The sequence below is a fragment of the Neorhizobium tomejilense genome, assembly GCF_964254135.1.
Lineage (GTDB): Bacteria > Pseudomonadota > Alphaproteobacteria > Rhizobiales > Rhizobiaceae > Neorhizobium > Neorhizobium tomejilense.
The window spans coordinates 3744724-3765207 of the sequence record NZ_CAXUSO020000001.1; the positions used below are offsets into that span (position 1 = coordinate 3744724).

The following is a 20484-nucleotide window of genomic DNA, read 5'->3' on the forward strand; positions in this document are numbered from 1 at the left end:
GGGAGATCCAAATGAAATACAAACTCACCCTTGCCGCAGCGCTGCTGTCGGCAACATTCTTCGCAAGCGGCGCCAGCGCCAAGACCTTCGTATATTGCTCGGAAGGTTCTCCGGAAGGCTTCGACCCCGGCATCTATACCGCCGGCACGACCTTCGACGCTTCGGCGCATCCGATCTACAACCGCCTGCTCGAGTTCAAGTCGGGCACGACCCAGCCGGAAGCAGGCCTCGCCCAGAGCTGGGAGATTTCCGCCGACGGCACCGTCTACACCTTCAAGCTGCGTCCGAACGTCAAGTTCCAGACGACCGACTTCTTCAAGCCGACCCGTAACCTGAACGCCGACGACGTCGTCTTCTCGATCGGCCGCCAGATCGACGAGAAGAACGCCTGGAACAAGTACATTTCCGGCGCGACCTGGGAATATGCCGATGGCATGGGCTTTCCGAAGCTGATCAAGTCGATCGAGAAGGTCGATGACCTGACCGTCAAGGTCACGCTCAACCGTCCGGAAGCACCGTTCCTCGCCAACCTCGCCATGCCGTTCGCCTCGATCGTGTCGAAGGAATATGCCGACAGCCTCGATAAGGCCGGCAAGAAGGAACAGCTGAACCAGATGCCGGTCGGCACCGGTCCGTTCACCTTCGTGGGCTACCAGCAGGACGCCGTCATCCGCTTCAAGAAGAACGCCGATTTCTGGGGCACGGCTCCGAAGATCGACGACCTCGTGTTCGCGATCACCACCGACGCCGCCGTTCGTTACCAGAAGCTCAAGGCCGGCGAATGCCACCTGATGCCCTATCCGAACGCCGCCGATGTGAAGGCCATGAAGGCTGATCCGAGCCTCCAGGTTCTGGAGCAGGAAGGCCTGAACGTCGCCTATCTCGCCTACAACACGACCAAGGCTCCGTTCGACAAGCTGGAAGTCCGCAAGGCGCTGAACAAGGCGATCAACAAGAAGGCGATCGTCGATTCCGTCTTCCAGGGCATGGCGACACCTGCCGTCAACCCGATCCCGCCGACCATGTGGTCCTACAGCAAGGCCACCCAGGACGACACGTACGATCTCGAAGCGGCCAAGAAGATGCTCGCCGACGCAGGCGTCAAGGACCTTTCCATGAAGGTCTGGGCGATGCCGGTTTCGCGTCCCTACATGCTGAATGCCCGCCGCGCGGCCGAAATCATCCAGGACGATTTCGCCAAGATTGGCGTCAAGGTCGAGATCGTTTCCTTCGAATGGGCTGAATACCTGCAGCGTTCGAAGGACAAGAACCGCGATGGCGCCGCCATCATGGGCTGGACCGGCGACAACGGCGATCCGGACAACTTCCTTGATACGCTGCTCGGCTGCGACGCCGTCGGCGGCAACAACCGCGCTCAGTGGTGCAACAAGGAGTTCGACGCTCTGGTGAAGAAGGCCAAGGTCGTCTCCGACCTGGCCGAGCGCACCAAGCTCTACGAACAGGCTCAGGCGATCTTCAAGAAGGACGCTCCCTGGGCAACCATCGATCACTCCCTCTCGGTCGTACCGATGCGCAAGGGCGTGACCGGCTTTACCCAGAGCCCGCTCGGCGACTTCACCTTCGAAGCGGTCGATATCGCGCAGTAATTTCTGCTTCACGACGATTTTGCCGCGGGACGCGTTGCGTTTCCCGCGGCATTTTCTTATGAGACGCCAAAATTTGGCGAAGACGCCACGATTGCCGTCTTCATGGCTTGACAAAACCGTGAATCGGCCACGAACCAAAAACCACGAAGGTTTCGAATGTTTGGCTTCCTGTTGCGGCGTATCGCCGTGTTGATCCCGACTTTCATCGGGGTCTCGATCATTGCTTTTTCATTTATCCGACTTCTGCCGGGTGATCCGGTTGCGCTTCTTTCCGGCGAACGTGTCATGTCGCCGGAGCGGCATGCCCAGATCAGTGCACAGCTCGGCTTGGATCGGCCGCTGGTCGTCCAGTATTTCGATTATCTCGGCGGCGTGCTGACCGGCGATTTCGGGTCGTCGATCGTGTCCAAGAAGCCGATCCTCGACCAGTTCTGGGCGCTGTTTCCAGCGACCGTGGAACTTTCCTTCTGCGCCATCGTCATCGCCGTCGCTCTCGGCATTCCGGCCGGCGTGATCGCCGCGATCAAGCGCGGCTCGATCTTCGACCAGGGGCTGATGGGCATCGCGCTTGTCGGTTATTCGATGCCGATCTTCTGGTGGGGCCTGCTGCTGATCATCCTGTTCTCCGGCACCCTGCAATGGTTCCCGGTTTCCGGCCGCATCTCGCTGATGTTCTTCTTCCCGCCGGTCACCGGCTTCATGCTGATCGATTCGCTGCTGTCGGGACAGAAGGGCGCCTTCGCCTCGGCGATCAGCCATCTTGCCCTGCCGTCGATCGTGCTGGCGACCATTCCGCTCGCGGTCATCGCCCGCCAGACGCGTTCCGCCATGCTGGAAGTGCTCTCGGAAGATTATGTCCGCACCGCTCGCGCCAAGGGCCTCTCGCCCTTCCGCGTCGTCGGCATCCATGCGCTGCGCAACGCGATGATCCCGGTCATCACCACGATCGGCCTGCAGATCGGCGTCATGCTCGCCGGCGCCATCCTGACGGAGACGATCTTCTCCTGGCCGGGCATCGGCAAGTGGATGGTCGACAGCGTCTTCCGCCGCGACTACGCCGTCATCCAGGGCGGCCTGCTCCTGATCGCGGCCATCATCATGTTCGTCAATCTCATCGTTGATCTGCTCTACGGCCTGATCAACCCCAGAATCCGACACTGATCCGGCATCAAGAAGGAGAAAATCCCGTGGCCGATACCACTGTTACCAAGATCGCCGAACCGGTTTCCAGCGCCGCGATGCGCCGCCAGATGCTCCGCGAGTTCTGGTTCTACTTTTCCGAAAATCGCGGCGCCGTTCTGGGCCTCGTTATTTTCGTCGCCCTCGTCATCGTGGCGATCTTCGCGTCGTTCATCGCCCCGCATTCGCCGTTCGAGCAGTATCGCGATTTCGCCCTGCTTCCGCCGGCCTGGGCCGAAGGCGGCAACCCGTCCTATCTGCTCGGCACCGATCCTGTCGGCCGCGATATCCTGTCCCGCCTGATCTATGGCGCGCAGTATTCGCTGTTCATCGGCGTCTTCGTGACGACGCTGTCGCTCACCGGCGGCATCATCGTCGGGCTGATCGCCGGTTATTACCGCGGCTGGATCGATACCGTCATCATGCGCCTGATGGATATCATCCTCGCCTTCCCGTCGCTGCTGCTCGCCCTCGTGCTCGTCGCGATCCTCGGGCCGAGCCTCACCAACGGCATGATCGCCATCGCGCTCACCCTGCAGCCGCATTTCGTGCGCCTCACCCGCGCCGCCGTGATGGCCGAAAAGACCCGCGACTACGTGACTGCCGCAAGGCTTGCCGGCGCCGGGCCGCTGCGCCTGATGTTCCGCACCATCCTGCCGAACTGCACCGCGCCGCTGATCGTCCAGGCGACGCTCTCCTTCTCGAACGCCATTCTCGATGCAGCCGCCCTCGGCTTCCTCGGCATGGGCGCCCAGCCGCCGGCACCGGAATGGGGCACGATGCTTGCCGAAGCGCGTGAATTCATCCTGCGCGCCTGGTGGGTCGTCACCTTCCCCGGCGTTGCCATTCTCGTCACCGTTCTCGCCATCAACCTGATGGGCGACGGCCTGCGCGATGCGCTCGACCCGAAACTGAAGAGGTCTTGATCATGGCGCTCTTGCAAATCGACAACCTCATCGTCGAATTCGAAACAGCAACCGGCTGGTTCCGCGCCGTCGACGGCGTCTCCGTCTCGGTCGAAAAGGGCGAGGTTCTGGCAATCGTCGGTGAATCCGGCTCCGGCAAGTCCGTCGCCATGCTCGCCGTCATGGGGCTGCTCCCGTGGACCGCCAAGATCACCGCCGACCGCATGCTCTTCGAAGGCCGCGACATCCAGAACATCAGCCCGGCCGAGCGCCGCAAGCTGATCGGCAAGGACATCGCGATGATCTTCCAGGAGCCGGTCGCCAGCCTCAACCCGTGCTTCACGGTCGGTTTCCAGATCGAGGAAGTGCTGCGCATCCATCTCGGCCTCGACGCAAAAGCCCGTCGCGCCCGCGCCATCGAACTGTTCAGCCAGGTCGGCCTGCCCAACCCGGAAGAGCGGCTGAACCACTTTCCGCACCAGATGTCGGGCGGCCAGTGCCAGCGCGTGATGATCGCGATCGCAATCGCCTGCAATCCGAAACTGCTGATCGCCGATGAGCCGACCACCGCGCTCGACGTGACGATCCAGAAGCAGATTCTCGACCTGATCATGGCGCTGCAGGCCAAGAACGGCATGGGCCTGATCATGATCACCCATGACATGGGCGTGGTCGCCGAGACCGCCGACCGCGTCATCGTGCAGTACAAGGGCCGCAAGATGGAGGAAGCCGATGTGCTTTCCCTCTTCGAGAGCCCGAAGAGCAACTATACCAAGGCGCTGCTGGCGGCCCTGCCGGAAAACGCGACCGGCGACCGCCTGACCACCGTTTCCGCCTTCTTCGACGGCAATCCGGAACCCGCGCCGGAGGCACGCGCATGAGCCATAATATGACCGATAACACCATGCTCGAAGTGCGCGACATCAAGCGCGATTACGAACTGCCGGGCGGCCTCTTCAAGCCGAAGAAGATCATCCATGCGGTGAAGGGCGTTTCCTTCAAGCTCGAACGCGGCAAGACGCTGGCGATCGTCGGCGAAAGCGGCTGCGGCAAATCCACCCTTGCGCGCATGCTGACCTTCATCGACGAACCGACCGGCGGCGACCTGCTGATCGACAACAAGAAGGTCGATACCCGCCCCGGCCACCTGACCCAGGCAATGCGCCAGAAGGTGCAGATCGTCTTCCAGAACCCCTATGGCTCGCTGAACCCGCGCCAGAAGATCGGCGATGTGCTGGGCGAACCCTTGGCGATCAACACCGACATGTCGGCCGGCGAACGCCGCGACCGCGCCAGCGAAATGCTGACGAAGGTCGGCCTCGGCCCGGAACACTATAACCGTTATCCGCACATGTTCTCGGGCGGCCAGCGCCAGCGCATCGCGATCGCCCGCGCGCTGATGATGAACCCGAAGCTTCTCGTGCTCGACGAACCGGTTTCGGCCCTCGACCTTTCGGTGCAGGCCCAGGTGCTGAACCTGCTCGCCGATCTTCAGGACGAGTTCAACCTCACCTACGTCTTCATCAGCCACGACCTCTCCGTCGTGCGCTACATCGCCGACGAGGTGATGGTGATGTATTTCGGCGAGGCCGTGGAATACGGCACCCGCGAAGAGGTGTTTTCCGACCCGAAGCACGACTATACCCGCACGCTTTTCAAGGCGACGCCGAAGGCCGACATCGAGTCGATCCGTGCCCGCGTGGCGAAGAAGAAGGCGACGACGGCAGCTTAGGCCGAGCACCTGGCTACCGGGCGCTTCCAAGCTTGGAAAATCTGCTGTTTGAGGAAGCCCGCGAGCCGAGCCACCCCCACCTCAAGCGGATCGCCTATGAATGTATGGGACGGCGCGCGGAGCCCCTCCCCCTTGTGGGGAGGGGTTGGGGAGGGGACTTCATCCAGCATGAAAACCCCTCCCACCTGCCGGCCACCCTCCCCACAAGGGGGAGGGTTAAAAATGCCGCGCCGCCGCACATTCCATAAAACGATCGCCCTGCCCGCGAGGAGGAAGATCACCAGCTTCATAGCCTTCCCGCTTACCCGCAGCTACCGGGTGAATCGGTTGTTTGTTTAGGAGGGGGCGCCCCCAGCCGATCTCCCCCCTTGAGGGGGAGATGTCCGGCAGGACAGAGGGGGTATGGCGGGAAGCGCCGTCCAATGCGGTCTTTCCGTTTACCCGTGGATAATTGATCGCCGCTCTCCAGCATCGCCAATAACTTAACCGCCTCATCATCCCCGCTCTCCAGCTTTCTGCCTATAATCCTCCCGCTTCCGTCGCCGGAGTGTTTCGCGAGACGTTCGCGGGCAGGCGGGAGCCGGCGCTTTCATCGGAACCGTAACGTGCGGGAAAGGTGGAAGAGGTGAAAGCCATGGCGGCGATGTTTTCGGATGGAGCCGCCTATCAAGCCTCCCCCGGACAGCCATGTCCGGTTCGGTTGAGCCGTGCAAGTGGCAGGATTTCCCGAAAGGAAGTCGAAAACGAAGCCACGCAGCGAGGCGAGATGATCACCTGTAGGGGCCGGAAGCCCCGAAAGAACGCCGAAGGCCACGCGAATGCGGAGCCATACTATTATTTTACTATGAGGTTCCGCATTCGTGTGGGCTCTCCGATCTTTGAAAACCACGGCAGGCGACTGCGCGGGGCTCCAAAGCGTTGGCCGAAGCCGAGCGGACGCCCGAGCGCCTTCCCGCGCGGAAGCTGCAACATTCTATTCCACGAAAACCCTGACGCTCGCGGCACGGCCGGCGGCGTCGATCACCGTCAGCGTCGAATAACCGGCGCCATCCGGTTTCCACTCGCTGGTTCGGCGGCGGGACAGTTCGCTGAGCGGTTTGCCGTTGGCGAGCCACCGGAACGGCGCACGGCCGCCCTGCAGCTTCAGGACCAGCGGCGAGATATCGCCCGATAACGCCCCGAGATCGACCCGTGCGCCTTCCGGCGGATAAACGATCTGTGGTGCCGGCTCCCGCGTCGAGGCGGAAAACAGTCCGTTCGCGGTCATCGAGAACCGCCTCTGGCTGATCGGCAGTTCGGCCTGCGCAATGCGGACGGCACCCGACGGCGCCGAGGGCAGCGGCGTGATCGGCACGCCGGATTTGGAAAACGCCTCGAACAGGATCGGCGCCGCGGTCTGATAACCGGCGATGCCTGGCACCGCGCCATTGTCCGGCCGCCCGATCCAGACGCCGAGCACATGACGTCCGTCGAACCCGACCGACCAGGCGTCGCGATAACCGTAGCTCGTGCCGGTCTTGTAGGCGATGCCGAGCCTTCGGCTGCCCTGCGGCGGCAGAACATCCGAGAGAATATCGGCGACGTTCCACGCCGCCTGCGGATCGAGAAGCGGCTCGCCGTCGATCATGCCTGGCTGGTCCTCGATGCCATTGCCGATCCGCATCGGATTGCCGCGATTGGCGAGCGCCGCATAGGCCTGCACCAGATCCTTGAGCGTGATGCCAACGCCGCCGAGGCCGATCGCCAGGCCCGGCGCCTCGTTGGCCGGCAGGACCGGGCGCACGTCGGCGCGACGAAAGCGGATCATCAGCCGCGACGGGCCGACGGCATCGAGCAGCCGCACGGCCGGCACGTTGAGCGACAGCTGCAGCGCCTGGCGGACGCTGACGTCGCCCTGGTAGGTCATGTCGAAATTCTTCGGCCGGTAACCGAAGAAATCCGCCGGCCGGTCCTCGATGATCGTTTCCTGGGACACCAGCCCCTGCTCGAAGGCGAGGCCGTATATGAACGGCTTCAGCGTCGAGCCCGGCGAGCGGTTGACCCGCGTCATGTCCACCCAGCCGGAGCGGCTCGCATCGAAATAATCGGCCGAACCGACCTCGCCGACGATCGCGCCGGTGGTGATATCCGCCATCACCATGGCGACAGAGACCTTCGGGCTGAGCTTGACCGAAGCCTCCCTGGCGACCTGTTCCAGCCCCTGCTGGATGCTGCGCTTCAGCGTCGTCCTGTGCTGCTCGGTCTTCGGCTGTTTGCGGATCGCCGCTTCGGCGAGATGCGCCGCATAGGCCGGCAATTGCAGCCGGCGCGCCGGGATACTGTCGCGTGCCGCCCGCTCCGACTCACCGTCGCCGGTGACCGCGGCAACGGCCGAACGCATCAGCACCCGCTCGCGCGCCGCCTGGGCAACCTTGAAATGCCGATCCGGCCGCCGGCCCTCCGGCGATTGCGGCAGGGCAACCAGAAGTGCCGCCTCCGCCACCGTCAGCCGCCGCGGCTCCTTGCCGAAATAGGCAAGGCTCGCAGCCCGCACGCCCTCGAGATTGCCGCCATAGGGCGCATGGGTGAGGTAGAGTTCGAGGATTTCCCTCTTGGAAAGCCGCCGCTCGATCTGCACGGCTCGGACGACCTGACGGAGTTTTGCCGCAACGGACCGGCTCTCGCGCGGTTCGATCAGCCGAGCCACCTGCATCGACAGCGTCGAAGCGCCCGAAACGACGCGACCGTTGGTGACAAGCTGCAGCATCGCTCGGCCGAGCGCCCACGGATCGACCCCGCCATGCTCGTAGAAACGCTGGTCCTCATAGGCGACCAGCATTTTCAGGAATCGCGGATCGACGTTTTCGGTGCTCGTACGAAGCCGCCAACGCCCCTCGGGCGTCGCGAAGGCGCGCAGCAACTCGCCATCCGCATCCAGCACTTCGGCGGAAACCACCCGCGCCTTTTCGAGCGGCGGGGGATAGGCCCTGTCGACCGCATCGAGGCCGGCGATCAGCCCCGCCGCTACGCCGAGGCCGATCCCCAGACCGATCGAAAGTTTCCACCTGAGCTTCATCGGAACGAGCTGCCGCTTACTGGGCGGCAAGCACCTCCATCTTGCCCATTGCGGTACGGGCCGAGAACTGCGGACGATACATGTCCTCGACCTGGGCAGCCGGATGATCGTAGACGCCGGGGGTTACAGCGCGGACCACATAGGCGAGCGTGATCTCGCGGTTGTCGCCGGCGCTCCGGTCGAAGGCCGCAACGAAACGGTCGTTGCGGAATTCGGTGTGGGCCGCCTGCACTTCCTCGATCCAGTCGAAATTGGCGAGGCTGGCGCTGTTGACGATGCTCGGATTGTCGATCTCGAACCCGGCCGGCAGAAGGTCGGTGACGACGATGCGCGACGGCCAGCTGTTGCTCTCGGTGATGGTGATCACCGCCACATAACGCTGGTTCTGCTGCGCCTCGCTGACATTCGTCTCCTCCCCGTCCATCGAGTAATAGGTGCGGGTGATCTGGAAACCGTCGCCGCCGGCAGGCAGCGGCTGAGCCGGTGCCGCGACCGTGGTGATCGAGGCAGACAGCGGATCGGCGCTGTTGTTCTTGACGGTCAGCGGATGGCCGATCAGCGCATCGCCGGTCATCTGCGACATCAGCGTGCCGCGATGGTCGGCACCGTTGACCTGCAGGCGCAGGCCGTCGTCACCGTTCTGCAGCGCGCGGGCGGCAAGCAGCATCCAGGTCTGTTCCTGGGTGCTGGTGTATTTCTTCTGCCCCCACTCCTTGGCGACGATGGTGGCGAGTGCCGGAACGATCGGCGGCACCGGCCGGCTTTCGGCGGCGAGCGCCAGAACCGCGGCACCGTCACGCAAGGACGAACCGTAGTCCGAGCGCGACAGGCTGACCCTGTGGATCTGCGCTGCTTCCGACATCTGCAGCGAGGCCGCAAAGATATTCTTTGACCGCTGGGCATCGCCGTAAAGCGCCAGCGCCGCGGCGATATGGGCCTTGGCGAGCGGCGTCGGGAAATCGTTCAGCATCGTGTCGGCGTAATAACGCAGGTCGCTGATCGCAGCCTTGCGGTTGCGGGCGAGCACATAGAGCGCATAGGCGATCTCGTTGCCCTGATCCTTGACGTTGTTGGTGAAGCCGAGCGAGTTCTGCAGGCTGTCGAGAGCCTGGACGAGCGCCTGTTCCGGCACGTCGTAACCCTGCTCGCGGGCCCGGCTGAGGAAGTCGCTCACGTAGGAATCGAGCCACAGATCGCCGCCGCCCGGACCCCAGAGGCCGAAGCTGCCGGCCGAGGACTGGTAGGACAACACGCGATGGATCGCATCCTGGACCCGCTTCTTGACTTCCGTATCGTCGGCAAGGCCGTTCTGCACCGCCATCTGGCTGAGATAGAGAAGCGGCAGGGCGCGGCTGGTCGTTTGTTCCGCGCAGCCATAGGGATAACGGCTGAGGCTCATCAGCAGCGCGGGAATATCGAAGGCGGTCGAGCGGCTGACGTTCACGCTGACCGAGGCACCCGGCAGGATGCTGTCGGCAAGCAGGTTGGCATCGACGGTCACGCTGGCGCCCGGCTTCAGCTGGACAAGCCGCTGCTGGGTGATCGGCATGGCGGCAGGCCGCACCGGAATATCGAGCACCTGGTCCAGCGACATGCCCGACGCATTCGAAAGGCGGACCAGGATCGACCCGTCGCCCGGTTCGACGCCGCGAAGCGCAAGCGTGACATCCGACTTGCCGCCGGCGGCGAGCGTTATCTTTCCGGTCCCCTTCTGGTCGACGGCAACCGGCTTGTTGGTGGTGATGGCGAGCTGGTAGTCGCCCGCCGGCGCATCGGTATTGGCGATGTCGAGCCTGAGATTAGTCTGGTCGCCAGGCGCCAGGAAGCGCGGCAGGCTGGCGGTGACCACAACCGGATCGCGGATCACCACGTCCTTGACGCCATGCCCGACGCCGGTCTTCGACCAGGCGACAGCCATGACGCGGGCCGTGCCGTTGAACTGCGGAATGTCGAAGGAGACATTCGCCTTGCCCTGTGCATCGAGCTTCACCGGGCCGGAGAAGAAGGCGATCAGCTTTTCCTTGGGCGGACTGCTCTGCAGCGCCGTGCTGCCGCCGTCACCGCCGGTGCGCAACCGTCCGGTCGCGCCGAGCGAACCGTCAATCAGACGGCCATAGAGGTCGCGGATTTCGAGGCCGAGGCGGCGCTGGCCGAAATACCAGTCGTCCGGCGCCGGAGGCTGGTAACGCGTCAGATTGAGGATGCCGACATCCACCGCGGCAACGGTGACATAAGCGTCCTCATTGGCGCCCGCTCCGGCGACCTGCAGCGAGATGTTGAGCGGCTGGCGCGGCAGCGTTTTTTCCGGCGCGGTGATCTGCACCTGCAGATCGCGGCTTTCCGGATCGACCTTCAGCCAGGTAACGCCGATGGCGCGCATCGGCATACGGCTTTCCTGCGCCTGGCCCGGACGATAAAGTGTCGCCGTGACATAGGAACCGGCACCCCAGGCGGCGGTGACCGGAATGTCGACTTCGCCGCCATTCGCGCCGATGCTCGCGGTCTTGACCGCAATCAGGCTCTCGGAACCGGACGTGATCATCAGCTCGCCGGCGTAACGCGACGACACCTTGAGCTTGGCCGTCTCGCCGACCTTGTAGCTCTGCTTGTCCAGCGCGATTTCCAGCGCATCCGGAGTTTCGGTCGAGGTCGCGGCCACGAACCAGCCGGCATCGAACTCGACGCTCGACGTCGGCCCGCCGATATCGGCAGTTTCGACCTCGAGCCGGTAGCGGCCCCAGTTGACCGGCACGGAAACCTTGCCGCCGTCTGCCGTGACATTCACCATGCCGTTGGCAGCCTGGCTGGTCCGGGTCACCGGCTCATACCGCCAGGACGAGCCGTCGCGATACCATTGATAATCGCGGTCGATCTTGATCAGCTTCCAGGGCAGGTTCTGCACCGCCTGTTTCTTGCCGGCCGCGTCCACCATGATCACGGTGAAATTGCCGACCGAGTTTTCGCCGAGATCACCGGAGAATTCCGGCTTGATGCCGATCCGCGCACCTTCCGCCTTGACCGGCAGTGTGATCGAACGCTCGATCGCCCGGCCGCCCGCCTCCTGCATGCGCACCACGATATCAGCGTTCACAAGCTGCGTCGTCGAGGGCGCTTCGGCAACGGTCGCGTCGAAGGTTGCCTTGCCGTCGTCGTCGAGCGGTTCGAGCTCCTCGAGCGGAATGCGCACCGCTTCGCTCGCCTCTTCGTCGACGAGGCCGAACTGGTAACCCGGGAAGGCGGGATTTTCGCGCGTCGTCTTCAGCGCGATCTCGCCTTCGAGATTGAGGCCGGCTGCCGGCGCGCCGTAGAGATATCGGCCGTCGATATTGACCGGCACCGGTGCCCCGACCGCGATTTCCTTGGCGTCGCTGGTCATGTCGAACTCAATGCGATCCGGCACGAAATCGTCGACGAGGAAGGTCTTTTCGCCGATCGCCGAGCCCTTGGGATCGGTGAAGATCTGCATCGTCCAGGTGCCGCGCATCGAGGTGGCCAGCAGCGGCAGGTCGAGCGCATAACCGCCGAGCGAACCGTTCCTGACCATCCGCCGATCTTCGACACCGTCGGGGCGCAGGAAGACGAAGGTGAGCGGCAGGTTTTCGATCGCCGTCGCATCGATATTGCGGGCGAGCGCCGAGGCATGCACGGTTTCGCCGGGGCGATAGATGCCGCGCTCCGTCCAGGGCAGGATGTCGATCGCGCCGGGTGCGGGGCGACCCGTCACGCCACGGTCGGACAGATCGAACCCGGCACGGGCCATGTCGAGGAAGACATAGTCCTGGCCGTTGTTCTGGGCCGCCAGCACCGCCGGCACCATCGCCGCCGTGCCGCGCATCAGGCCGGCGGTGAACACCGCGCGGCCGTCCGCATCGGTCTTCGCCGTGCCGAGGATTTCGTTGTTCTTGGCGAGCAGCTGCAGATCGACGCCGGCCATCGGCTTGGCGCTGCCGAGCGAGCGGGCGAAGACGTTGAGGCCATCCGTGCCGGCATAGGTGGTGAGCCCGATATCGGACACCACGAACCATTGCGTCGCCTTGGTATCGTATTCCTGGCTCGTCGCATTGGCGGCCGCAGCCGTCAGCATGTAGACGCCGGGCTTGCGGGTCGGCAGGGCTTCATCGACCGGGAAGCTCGTCACCACGTCCTTGTTGAGGTCCTGGGCGATATCGATCGTGCCCTGCCAGACCAGTTCGCCGCTCTGCTCCTCGATCTGGGTGGCGTTATAGCCGTCCATCTGGGTCAGGAATTGCGAATTGGCGAGCAGTGCCGCGATACTGCGGTCGCCGACCCGGTAGAGTTTCAGATTGGCCTTTTCGGTATTGACCGAGACGATCGGAATGCCGCGGCGTGCGGTCGAGGGCAGCACGAAACTGTCGCCGGTGAACCGCACGGTCGCCGAGCGGTCCTTGACGTAGATGTCGATATCGACCTGGGCAACAAGCGGCTCGTCGACGGAAGACGGCAGGCCCCGGCGCAGCGACAGCTTGTAGCGCTGGCCATGGGTGAGGCCTTCGACGCAGATCTGGTTGCCCTTGGCTTCCATCGCCTTCGGCGCCTGGCCGTTGAGCACGACGAAGGGAGCGTAGTCGACGCCGATCTTCACCAGCGGTTCGGAGAACTGCACGCAGACGCGCGGGTTGGCGCTATCGGCATCGACCGTGTTGCCGGTCATGCGGAAACCCTTGCGTTCGCGCAGGTCGTTATAGGCGGCCTGCACGGTGCGGGCATTTACGAGCGCAAGACTTGCCTTGTAAGCGTTGAGCGCCGCGCGATAATTCTGCTGCTTGGCAAGCGCTGCGGCCAGAACCGCCAGCGCATCCGCCCGGGTCTGCGTCGTGCGCGAAAGCTGGTAGCCGTTGACGGCGGCAAGCGTGCCTTCGCCATCGGCGCTGCTGTTGTTCTTGGCGGTGCCGGCGGCGCGCGCAAGCTCGATCCACAGCGCTCCGTCATCGGGAATGATCGAGAGCGCGCCTTTGAAATTGTAGATCGCCGTATCGACATTGCCGGCGAGCAATTGGCCCTGGGCGATCGTCTTGAGGCTTTCGACGCCGTAACCCTGCTGGTTGTCGCCGAGCGTCAGGCCATCCTTCTGATCACGCGCCTGCTGGAGAACCTCTTCCGAGAGGAAGGACAGTTTCGGCGGAGCGCCGATATCCGGTTCGATAGCCGATACAACGATCTTGCCGGCTGTTGCGCCCTGGAACGGGTTGAGCTGGCTGTAATCCGACTTGAGGAAGCACCACTTGGCCTTCTCGTTATAAGTGAAAGCCTTGCAGGCATTGTCGCCGATGCAGGCGGCCTCGCATTGGGGCTGGCTGACATTCTTCACGGTTCTGAGATCGAAGCCGAGATAATCGCTGTTCGGAGTGCTTTCGATCCGCCGGTCGGCCGCCGTCAGCGGCGAGGCGAAAGCGAATGCGGAAACGATGAGAGCGAGAAAGCCGAATATCGCGCGCCTAGACATGGAAGTCCCCCCGTGGCTGCCGTCGGAAGCTGGCAGTTTTCTAATCTATCCCGTGACTTGTCAACGAGCCCCGACGCGTCGGGCCGCCTATTTTCATGAAGAGATTGTCATATGACGAACGTCGTGCCGGAACGGATCAGGCCATCAGCCCGGCCGCCGTAAATCCGCCGTCGACGGCGAGGATCTGGCCGGTCACATAGGAGGACTGGCGTTCGTCGACGAGAAAGGCAATCGCCGTGGCGATCTCCTCCGGCCGGCCGTAACGGCGCATCGGCACGGTGCGTTTCCACTCCTCGCGCGTCGCGGCGGTGTGGTTTTCCTTGACCATCGGCGTCTCGATCGGCCCCGGCGCAATGGCGTTGACGCGGATCAGGTCGTCCGCGAGTTCGACCGCCATGATCTTGGTGAGCGTCACCAGCGCGCCCTTCGACGCGCCATAGGCGGAACGGCCGAGATTGCCCTTGATGCCGGAGACCGAGGCGATATGGACGATCGACCCGCCGCCGTTTTCCCGCATGATCGGCGCCAGCGCCTGCGACAGCGCAAACGCGCCGACGACATTGACCTCGTAAATCCGCCGCAGCTGGTCGGTCGTGGTATCGGCGAAACGAACGTTCGAACCGATGCCCGCACTGTTGACCAGTGCCTGAAGCGGGTTTTGAAGAGCCTGGCAGCGTTCCGCGAGACCCGCGATCGCCTTTTCGTCGGTGATGTCGAGGAGAACGGTGGTGAGGAGACCGGACCGATTTCCGAGCCGTTCCATCAGCCGTTCGAGTGCCGCGACGTCGCGGTCTGCAGCGAGCACATGCCAGCCGGCTTCGATGAGAAGCTCCGTCGTCGAAAGGCCGATACCCGATCCCGCACCCGTGACGACGACGCTGCGCATGTTCAGCTCTCCCGATTTTCGATGATGACCAGTTCGAAGGTGACGCCGACGGGATTGTCGCCCCGCGCCAGCCGGCCGTGATAGATCACGCCGTCCGTATCGACGATCGCGGCGTCGATTGAGGCCCGAAGCCCATCCGGTGTCATTTCGAGCACGCCGTTCTCGATGGCGATCTCGGTCGCGAGGCAGACCACCCGGCGCCCATCCTCGAACACTGGCTCGTTGATGCTGCCAATGCCGTAGATGCGGGCGCTCGTTATGCCATGCTCCCGGCAAACGTCTTCGATCGCCATCCCGACATCCTCGTTCGGGCGGATCCGCAGCAGAATGCCGTTGCCCTCGCCGCTTTCGCCCTTGGCGGAAAACAGCGTGAAATTCGTCTCCGGATCGGGGATCGAAGAGAAGGTCGCGGTGGCGCTGCCATAACCTTTGACCGCGATCGGACGGCTGACGATGCTGTCGAAGGGCAGCACATGCCCCATGCGCAAAACCCCTTCGCCGGTGTCCCAGATGCCGTGGCAATGCAGGAACGGCGCCCCGTCCCGCTCGCCAACCATGGCGGTCGCGGCCAAAAACCTGCCGCCCACCTCCGGCGCGAAGGTCGCGCTATACCAGGCCGCATGGTCCTTGTCCGGTGAGAAGGCCGGCAGGACATAACGGAACGGATCGCAGGCCCCACCTTCGACATTGAGGAAACCACCCTTGCAGCCGGCCTCAGCGAAGATGCGCGCCACCTCGGCCATGAAGACCTCGCCGGGCCGCAGCACACCCTCGACCGGCTTCAGCGCGGTCCGTACCGCCTCGCGCCTGATCAGCGCGACGGGACCAGGATGCTTGAGCTGACGCAGCGCCGGCAGATCGTTAGCCGACTTACTGTCCAGCTCGCCGCGTGCCCGCAGTTCTTCGCGGATCATCTTCTTGGTGATCTTGCCGTAGGCGGATTTCGGCAGCGTTTCCCAGAAGATGAACCGCTTCGGCATCTTGTAGCGGGACATCCTGCCGTCGATGAAGGCGAACAGGTCCTTTTCGGTCACCGCCGAACCCGGCTTGGCGACGCAGACGGCGACGCCGACTTCGCCCCAGAGCGGATCGGGCACGCCGAGCACGGCCACCTCGCTGATTGCCGGATGGGTGAGAAGTTTCTCCTCGATCTCGCGCGGATAGACGTTCGAGCCGCCGGAAATATACATGTCCGAGGCGCGGCCGGTGATGTAGAGGAAACCCTCCGCATCCATGTGGCCGAGATCGCCGGTGCGGAACCAGCCGTTGCGGAACGCCTTCTCGTTGGCCTCGGGATTGTCGTAATAACCCGCAAAGACGGCCGGACCGATGCAGCAGATCTCGCCGGTCTCGTAGGGCGCGACCTCGTCGCCCGCATCGTTCTGGATCGACACCTGCATGCCGGTGCGTTCCATGCCGCAGGTCCCGATCCTGGCAGCTTCGCCGTCCTCGGCCGAATGTAGCGCCGGCGGCAGGACGGTGATCGCCCCCGTCACCTCGCCCAGCCCGAAATATTGCACGATCACCGGCCCGAGGCTCTTCAGCGCCCGCTTCTGGTCCTCGCGATACATCGGCGCGCCGGCATAGATGACGTAGCGCAGCGAGGAGTGGTCGTATTTCTCGGCGGCCGGATGCTCGACCAGCAGCTTCAGGATGGTCGGCACGGTGAACATCGTCGACACGCGCCATTTTTCGATCAGCGCCCACGCCGCATCGATATCGAATTTTTCGGTCGGCAGCAGGATGGTTTTCACCCCATGCGCCACCTGGGTGAGCTGATGCACGCCCGCGCCATGCGACAAGGGAGCAACGACCAGCGCGGCATCGGCGGAGGTAACGCCGGGCATCAGGTCGCAGAGATGGTTATTGATCACGAAGGCCATCTGTCCGTGGGTCAGCACCGCCGCCTTCGGCCGACCGGTCGTGCCCGACGTGAAGAAGAACCAGCAAGGATCGTCGCGCTCGACCCGCGCTTCGGCCGGTTTTCTGCCGCCGAACTCGTCGACAACGGCATCATAGGACGGCCCGAAATCCGCCTCGCCGATGGCAATAACGAAGCCGATCTCCGGATTGCTTTCCCGCACAACCCGCGCATGATCCGGAAACGAGGCGTTGCAGATCAGGCCGGTCGCGCCGCTCGCCTTGGCGAGATAGGCGACCTCTTCCGGCGTCTGCCGGAAATTGGTCGGCACCCAGACGGCGCCGATCCGGAAACAGGCGAACATGCTCTCGAACATCTGGTTGCAGTTCTGCGACTGGACCAGGATGCGGTCGCCCTTTGCCACCCCGAAGCGCTGCTGCAGCGCTGCCGCCATCGCGTCGATGCGCGCCTCGAACTCCTCCCAGGTCCAGGTCTTTTCGGCCCAGACCAGGGCGATACCCTGCGGCTCGCGGCGCATCGCCTGCGTCACGAAGCGGGCGAGGTTCATCACCCGCGTCGAACGGGGGCTCAGCCCTCCCTTCGGTTCGGCCTGATCGCCGACGGCAACCGAGGTCGTCGCATTCATTTCGTCCGCTCCAGGATCGACACGTAATTGGCCACGGCAGCACCGCCCATGTTGAAGACACCGGCCATCGTCGCCTTCGGCAGCTGCATCTCGCCTGCCTCCCCGCAAAGCTGCATCGCCGCCATCACATGCATCGAAACGCCGGTCGCGCCGATCGGATGGCCCTTGGATTTCAGGCCCCCGGACGGATTGACCGGCAGGCGGCCGTCCTTGCGGGTAATGCCTTCGCGGATGACGCGATACCCATTGCCGGGTTCGGCAAGCCCCATCGCCTCGTATTCGATGAGTTCAGCTATCGTAAAGCAGTCATGGGTTTCGACGAAGTTGAGATCGTCGAGCGAAACGCCCGCCTCCGCCAGCGATTTCTGCCAGGCCATGCGCGCGCCCTCGAAGGCGATCGGATCGCGGCGCGACATGGCAAGGATATCGTTGACATGGTTATGCGCCTTGAAGGCGACGGCGCGCTTCATGCCGGCCGCGACTTCTGGCGCCGCAATCACCAGTGCGGCCGCACCGTCGGACACCAGCGAGCAATCGGTACGGCGCAGGGGCGCCGCCACATAGGGGTTCTTGTCGGACACCGTGTTGCAGAAATCGAAGCCGAAATCCTTCTGCATATGCGCATAGGGGTTCTTCATGCCGTTCGCGTGGTTCTTCGCCGCGATCATCGCCAGTTCCTCCGAGCGATCGCCATAACGCTGGAAATAGTGGCTGGCGATGCGGCCGAAGAGGCCGGCAAAGCCGCCCTCAACGTCCGCCTCCTCCTCGCGGTAGGAGGCCGACAGCAGGATGTCGCCCGTCTCCTTGGTGGGCAGTGCCGTCATCTTTTCGGCACCGACGACCAGCGCGATCTTGCCGCGGCCGGCAGCGATGAAGTCGAGCGCTGTATAAAGCGCCGCCGAACCGGTGGCGCAGGCATTCTCCATCCGCACCGCCGGCACATGGTCGAACCCGTCGGCCGCCATCGCCACCAGGGCGCCCTGAAAATCCTGCTTCGAAAAGCCGTTGTTGAACACGCCGACGAAAATGCCGTCGATATCCTTGGCCGTGATGCCGGCATGTTCGAGGGCCGGATTGATCACCTCGGCCATCAATTCCCGCGTCGAGGCCGCTTCGGACTTGCCGAACTTCGAATGCGCCCAACCGACGATCTGCGCTCCTGCCATGACCTTCTCCTTCGTTTCAAACCCGTTCCGGTGTTCTCGACCGTGCCGCCTGCGGCGCCTTTCGAAGCGCCGGTTTCTCCGAACTGAACAGCGATTTCAGCTTGCCCTGTACCCGCTCGACCTCGTGAGCCAGCAGCCCGGCAAGCTCCTTCTGACGCGCCTCGCCCATGCGACTGTCGATTGCGGCAATCGACAAGGCTCCTGCAAGCCGTCCGTCAGGCAGCAGGATCGCCATGCCGATCCCCCAGGAATTGGCGATTACCCGTCCGGGATTGAGCGCGTAACCGAGTTCGCGTGAGCGAGCGACATCCTCTCGGATAATCTGAGGGGAATAGCCCGGATATTGCGCGGCAATGACGCCTTCAATGCGGCCGAGGACCGCCTCCACTTCCGCGTCCGGCAATGCCGCCAGCATGGCAAGTGATCCGGCCCCCACACCCAGCGGGTTCTGGTCGCCGGTGAGCAATGCGTGGGTACGCACCGGATGCGTGCCCTCCTCTCGGTGCAGGCAAACGGCGTAATCGTCACGCCGCATCGAGACGAAACTCGTATCGGCGGACTTTCCGGACAGCCGCTTCAGGCTTTCGCCTGCCATTTCCAGAAGGCCATGCCGGCGAGAGGCCAGCATGCCGAGTACGTAAAGCTCCCCGCCGAGATAATATCGGCGGGTAAGCTCGTCCTGCTCGACGAGGCGGGACCGCATCAGCGCCATCAGCAGCCGCCGGGCGGTGGGTTTGTTGAGGCCGCTATCGGCGACCACATCGGCGAGCGCCACGCCCTTTTCCGCGCCGCGGCCGACGATGGAGAGAAGCTGCAGCGCCCGCTCCACCGCCTGCGAGCCGGAAACAGCACCTTCCCGAAGACCCGACGGGATCTCGATCACCTGTTGCATATGCCGTTTCCCATCAGATGCATGGCCGCCGCCGATCAGCTCAATGACTTGCCGATAGCCTTTTCGAGGATCGCCCAGGCTTCGTCGCCATATTTCGACTTCCAGTCCTTGTAGAAATTGGCAGCGCGCAGCTTTTCCTGGAAAAGAGCGCCGTCCGGCTTGTTGAACTTCATGCCCTTGCCTTCGAGTTCGGCCTGAACGGTCGCGTTGAGGCCCATGACGTCCTTGCGCTGCAGCTCGGCGGCGGCGTTGAAGTGCTTCGAGACGATACCCTGCAGATCTGCCGGCAGCGCCTGCCAGGAGCGGCGGTTGAGGAGGATCCAGAAACCGTCCCACATGTGGTTGGTCATCGAGACGTATTTCTGCACCTCGAACAGCTTCGCCGTCGTCAGGATGGCCAGCGGATTTTCCTGTCCGTCGACGATGCCGGTCTGCAACGCGGTATAGGTTTCGGCAAAGTTGATGCTGGCGGGCGCCGAACCGAAGGCGGTGAACATCGAGGTCCAGAGCGGGCTGACCGGCACGCGGATCTTGAAGCCCTCGAGATCCTTAGGCGTCGTAATCGGCCCCTTGGACGAAGTGATCTGCCGGAAACCGTTGTCCCAGATCTTGTCGAACGTCAGCAGACCCTTTTTCTCGATCTCGCCGCGAACATATTTGCCGAGCTCGCCGTCCATTGCCGGCCAGACCTTGTCGTAGCTCGGGAAGGCGAAGCCGACGCCGTTGAGCGAAGCGTTCGGCACGAGAGTGGACAGGATGATCGGCGACAGGCTGAACATCTCGACGCCGCCCGAACGCACCTGGTTCAGCATGTCGGTGTCGGCACCGAGCTGGCTCGACGGGAAGATGTTGATGGCCATGCGGCCGCCACTCTCCTCCTGGATCTTGGCGACGGCCTCCTTGGCGCGGACGTTCATCGGGTGCGTCAGCGCCTGGTTGTTGGCGAACTTGTAGGTGAACTCGGCGGCGTTGGCCGGCCGCGTGCGGATTGAAAAGGTCGTGGCGATGCCGGTCGTGGCTGCGCCCAAAAGAAGCGTTCTGCGGTTGACGTTCATGAAATCCTCCTCCGATTTCGTTCCCAGTTTTTTGCC

Annotated in this window: 12 protein-coding genes and 1 pseudogene; 5 read left to right on the top strand and 8 right to left on the bottom strand. The window is 63.6% G+C overall.

All coding sequences use genetic code 11. The features are described from left to right. Nucleotides 1–11: 11 nt before the first annotated feature. From ACSQ3G_RS18600 to ACSQ3G_RS18620, 5 genes are all read left to right on the top strand, one after another. Complete coding sequence (locus tag ACSQ3G_RS18600) at nucleotides 12–1607, top strand: ABC transporter substrate-binding protein (RefSeq protein ID WP_436111066.1); 1596 nt, start codon at nucleotides 12–14, stop codon at nucleotides 1605–1607. Nucleotides 1608–1763: 156 nt separating this feature from the next. After that, the gene (locus ACSQ3G_RS18605) at nucleotides 1764–2768 is read left to right on the top strand and encodes an ABC transporter permease subunit (RefSeq protein ID WP_046637329.1); all 1005 of its coding nucleotides are present in this window, start codon (nucleotides 1764–1766) and stop codon (nucleotides 2766–2768) included. Nucleotides 2769–2845: 77 nt separating this feature from the next. Next, entirely contained in the window at nucleotides 2846–3712 is an 867-nt protein-coding gene (locus ACSQ3G_RS18610) for an ABC transporter permease subunit (protein WP_436111740.1), read from the top strand. Between the two features lie 2 nt (nucleotides 3713–3714). Further along, nucleotides 3715–4572 carry an ABC transporter ATP-binding protein gene (locus tag ACSQ3G_RS18615; protein ID WP_080955217.1) on the top strand — a complete coding sequence of 286 codons (858 nt, stop codon included), beginning with the start codon at nucleotides 3715–3717 and terminating at the stop codon, nucleotides 4570–4572. Continuing rightward, complete coding sequence (locus ACSQ3G_RS18620; RefSeq protein ID WP_436111067.1) at nucleotides 4569–5423, top strand: dipeptide ABC transporter ATP-binding protein; 855 nt, start codon at nucleotides 4569–4571, stop codon at nucleotides 5421–5423. Before ACSQ3G_RS18615 ends, ACSQ3G_RS18620 begins: the two co-directional genes overlap by 4 nt. A gap of 973 nt (nucleotides 5424–6396) precedes the next feature. On the opposite strand, the gene pbpC is transcribed toward ACSQ3G_RS18620, so the two are convergent. The 8 genes and pseudogenes from pbpC to ACSQ3G_RS18660 form a co-directional block, all read right to left on the bottom strand. Then, nucleotides 6397–8478 (bottom strand): penicillin-binding protein 1C, encoded by a 2082-nt coding sequence (pbpC, locus tag ACSQ3G_RS18625; RefSeq protein WP_436111741.1) that lies wholly within the window; start codon nucleotides 8476–8478, stop codon nucleotides 6397–6399. Nucleotides 8479–8494: 16 nt separating this feature from the next. Continuing rightward, entirely contained in the window at nucleotides 8495–13942 is a 5448-nt protein-coding gene (locus tag ACSQ3G_RS18630) for an alpha-2-macroglobulin family protein (protein ID WP_436111068.1), read from the bottom strand. A 136-nt stretch (nucleotides 13943–14078) separates the two neighbouring features. Next, a complete protein-coding gene (locus tag ACSQ3G_RS18635; RefSeq protein ID WP_436111069.1) occupies nucleotides 14079–14828 on the bottom strand; it encodes an SDR family NAD(P)-dependent oxidoreductase in 750 nt (249 codons plus the stop codon). 2 nt (nucleotides 14829–14830) lie between these two features. Next, nucleotides 14831–15571, bottom strand: a complete 741-nt coding sequence (locus ACSQ3G_RS18640; RefSeq protein WP_436111742.1) for a PCC domain-containing protein — start codon at nucleotides 15569–15571, stop codon at nucleotides 14831–14833. A gap of 123 nt (nucleotides 15572–15694) precedes the next feature. Then, nucleotides 15695–17335: pseudogene (locus tag ACSQ3G_RS18645) on the bottom strand (acyl-CoA synthetase); the annotation flags it as partial. Beyond that, on the bottom strand, nucleotides 17332–18501 hold the full coding sequence (locus ACSQ3G_RS18650) for an acetyl-CoA acetyltransferase (protein ID WP_436111070.1): 1170 nt from the start codon (nucleotides 18499–18501) through the stop codon (nucleotides 17332–17334). The pseudogene ACSQ3G_RS18645 and the gene ACSQ3G_RS18650, both read right to left, overlap by 4 nt. Nucleotides 18502–18517: 16 nt before the next feature. Next, complete coding sequence (locus ACSQ3G_RS18655) at nucleotides 18518–19393, bottom strand: IclR family transcriptional regulator (protein ID WP_436111071.1); 876 nt, start codon at nucleotides 19391–19393, stop codon at nucleotides 18518–18520. Between the two features lie 35 nt (nucleotides 19394–19428). After that, on the bottom strand, nucleotides 19429–20448 hold the full coding sequence (locus ACSQ3G_RS18660) for a TRAP transporter substrate-binding protein (RefSeq protein WP_436111072.1): 1020 nt from the start codon (nucleotides 20446–20448) through the stop codon (nucleotides 19429–19431). Between the last annotated feature and the right edge of the window lie 36 nt (nucleotides 20449–20484).